Genomic DNA, 2,340 nt, shown 5'->3' with positions numbered 1-2,340 from the left:
GTACATTCAAAAAACACCAACTCTGCAAAATTGATGATTAATAAGTACAATAAAGCCAACTAAAAAGGCGGAGGACAGTGTAATGGGACTATTTGGTGGAGATGACTTTAAGTTACCAATGACAGTTGGCGAAGTGCCAGCAGGGCTTGAACAAATTCAAATTGTATCTGGATTGGGTATGTCAGTAGAGGGGGCTTTGAAGGATTTAGCTAAGGCGGCTGATAAGATTGGTGCTGATGAAGTAGTTAATGTGCGCGTGACGGCTACGGAAAATAATTTTGCAGCTTACGGAGATGCAGTTAAAAAGTAATTGATAGATTGGGATAGTTGCTACTGTCTCAAGCTCTTTTTGTATCATAGCCTAAATATGATACAAAAAAATTTAATAATGGGTTAACAGGTGTATTTGCGTGCGTTAAAATTCCGGTGTACTGTTAAAACGTACACAAAGGGGGACCTACATATGTTTGGATTTGGTGTAAAACAATTGGATAAACAAATTGATGAGTTATTAGAGACGATGTCGAGAAAGATAGACGGTGCAGATTATCCCGAGGCTGAAAAATTAGTGAACATGGCTAAAGCGGATCATCAGCAACAGCAACAACTACCACAAACAGTTGCTAGTAAATTATCAAACTCGTTGTATTTTTTGAAATTATCAGATGCCACGAAAGTACCAAGTGAAATTTCAATAGAGTTAACGGCTTTACGTCGGATGATAAATAAAGGCGGTGCCGGCTATGTGGCGAATGGTGGTGGCCAATCCTTGACGGCCCAATATCACCTATAAAAGCCAGCTTTTTTTAAAAGGAGGCTTGTCTTATGGAAGAAAAAGAAGTTGCAACGCAGTATGGTGTTAAAACGAATTTTCGGCTAATGCCAAACGGCGAGGCCCGACTTGGCTTAGTAGCTACAGATGGTAGTTCATATACGAGAACCGTTAATCAAACAGGTGCATGGCAGAATAGCCACTATCATGAAAAGTATCAGGAAGTCTACATTGTGCAGACCGGCAAAGTTGTTCTTGCGACGTATGAGGCGAATGATGAACTGAAACTAACTGTGTACCAAACTGGTGATTATTTTGTTGTGCCTGCAAGGCAGTCACATAATATCTATCAAGAAGCACACGCCGTGACACATAATGTTAAGTTTGGTGACAGTGAACCGACGGATTGGCATGCGGATGAGCAACTTGATCGGTTGATTGCTGACGTCGACGTACAGACATTAGTTTGATTTTTTGGTTCATGTGAAAAGCCCTCTCAGTTAGGCCATAATTTGATATAATAAAAGGCAGACATTGCAGGAGACACCTGCAGTTTAAAAAATGACGCCCTACCCATTCGTAGTGGCGGGAGGTATAAAGAAAATGGCAGACAAGAACACGTTCTATATTACAACGCCGATTTACTATCCATCTGGTAAGTTGCACATCGGTAACACTTACACAACGGTTTTGGCTGACGCGGCAGCGCGTTACCACCGTTTGTTGAACGAAGATGTTTACTTCTTAACGGGTACTGATGAGCACGGTTTGAAGATTGAACAAAAAGCAGAAAAGTTGAACATGACGCCACAACAATACGTTGATGGCATGGCTGCTGATATTCAAAAGTTGTGGGCTGATTTGGACATCACGAATGATGGCTTTATCCGTACGACTGATGACTTCCACGAAAAGGCCATCCAAAAGATTTTCCAACAATTCTTGGATCAAGACGACATCTACAAGGGTGAGTATGAAGGTTGGTACTCTGTTGATGACGAAGAGTACTTTACGGAGTCACAATTGGCCGAGGTTTACCGTGACGAAAACGGTAAGGTTATCGGTGGTAAGGCGCCTTCAGGTCACGAAGTTGAGTTGGTTAAGGAAGAGTCATACTTCTTCCGCATGGGTAAGTATGCAGACTGGTTGTTGGACTACTACAAGTCACATCCTGAATTTATTCAACCAGAATCTCGTATGAACGAGATGATTAGCAACTTTATCAAGCCAGGTTTGGAAGATTTGGCAGTTACGCGTACAGCCTTTAAGTGGGGTGTTCCCGTGCTATCTGATCCTAAGCACGTTGTGTACGTCTGGATCGATGCCTTGTCTAACTACATTACGGCCTTGGGATACGGATCAGATGACACGACGTTGTTTGATAAGTTCTGGCCTGCTAACGTCCAACTAGTTGGTAAGGAAATCGTTCGTTTCCACACGATTTACTGGCCAATCATGCTCCACGCTTTGGGCTTGCCATTGCCAAAGCAAGTGTTGGGTCACGGTTGGTTGACGATGCGTGATGGTAAGATGTCAAGGTCTAAGGGTAACGTTGTGTACCCTGATAC

General features: G+C 42.6%; 4 protein-coding genes. All 4 read left to right on the top strand.

All coding sequences use genetic code 11. The features are described 5' to 3' along the window. Positions 1-82 precede the first annotated feature (82 nt). The gene (locus WEIDD23_RS10695) at positions 83-310 is read left to right on the top strand and encodes a hypothetical protein (protein WP_010373996.1); all 228 of its coding nucleotides are present in this window, start codon (positions 83-85) and stop codon (positions 308-310) included. Between the two features lie 153 nt (positions 311-463). Next, complete coding sequence (locus WEIDD23_RS10690) at positions 464-793, top strand: hypothetical protein (protein WP_010373995.1); 330 nt, start codon at positions 464-466, stop codon at positions 791-793. A gap of 32 nt (positions 794-825) precedes the next feature. After that, complete coding sequence (locus WEIDD23_RS10685; RefSeq protein WP_010373993.1) at positions 826-1,242, top strand: cupin domain-containing protein; 417 nt, start codon at positions 826-828, stop codon at positions 1,240-1,242. 133 nt (positions 1,243-1,375) lie between these two features. Then, positions 1,376-2,340, top strand: a 965-nt coding sequence (metG, locus tag WEIDD23_RS14955) for a methionine--tRNA ligase (RefSeq protein ID WP_242865514.1), incomplete at its 3' end; no start/stop codon positions are given.

Source organism: Weissella sp. DD23 (assembly GCF_001579105.1).
In the GTDB taxonomy this organism is placed as follows: domain Bacteria; phylum Bacillota; class Bacilli; order Lactobacillales; family Lactobacillaceae; genus Weissella; species Weissella cibaria.
Note: the sequence above shows the minus strand (reverse complement) of the source record. Positions and strands in the feature narration are given on the sequence as shown.